This window comes from Collinsella aerofaciens ATCC 25986 (assembly GCF_964239575.1).
Classification (GTDB): domain Bacteria; phylum Actinomycetota; class Coriobacteriia; order Coriobacteriales; family Coriobacteriaceae; genus Collinsella; species Collinsella aerofaciens_BQ.
On the sequence record NZ_CAXSQQ010000067.1, the window covers coordinates 1 to 720 of the forward strand.

1 protein-coding gene is annotated in these 720 nt (G+C 60.4%); it reads right to left on the bottom strand.

What is annotated here, in order from left to right; translation table 11 throughout:
• Positions 1 to 92: 92 nt before the first annotated feature.
• A complete protein-coding gene (tnpA, locus tag ACESUZ_RS10115) occupies positions 93 to 563 on the bottom strand; it encodes an IS200/IS605 family transposase (RefSeq protein WP_346964807.1) in 471 nt (156 codons plus the stop codon).
• Between the last annotated feature and the right edge of the window lie 157 nt (positions 564 to 720).

Below are 720 nucleotides of genomic sequence, written 5' to 3' on the forward strand. Positions count from 1 at the left end.
CTTGGATTTCCGGCACGCGTCTAAAGGCGCCGGCCCTCACGGGGTTCGGGCCGCACTGCAGATTGACCCGTGACGGGCCGGTCAAACCGGCGCTATTTACGCCCCGGCCCCCTATCGAAGGGGTCCTCGTACTCCTTGACGCTCAGCCGGTCGATCGCGATGTCGGCCTTCTCCTGCTCCCGGATGTACTTCGCGATGGTGGCCTCGTTCAGGCCGACGGTGGACACGTAGTAGCCCTCGGCCCAGAACTTCCTGTTGCCGAACTTGTACTTCATGTTCGCGTGCTTGTCGAATATCATCAGCGAGCTCTTCCCCTTCAGGTAGCCCATCACGCTCGATACGCTGTACTTCGGCGGTATCGCCAACAGCATGTGGACGTGGTCGGGCATCAGGTGTCCCTCGATGATCTCTATCCCCTTGTACTGGCAGAGCTTCCTGAAGATCTCCCCAAGGTCGGACCTTATTTGGTTGTAGATGACTTTGCGCCTATACTTCGGCGTGAACACGACGTGGTACTTGCACATCCACTTCGTGTGCGACAGGCTGTAGGCCTTCTGGGCCATACGCCACCACCGCCCTCTCGACTCGGATTCCTTGCGGCCTGAACAATCGCAAGTGTCCGGCGAGGGGGCGGCTTTGTAAAGCCGTTTGGCCCCACCCGCATAGCGGGTGGTTTCTGATGCGGCGCGCTGCGCGCCCCGCACAGGCTAAAGCCCGTAA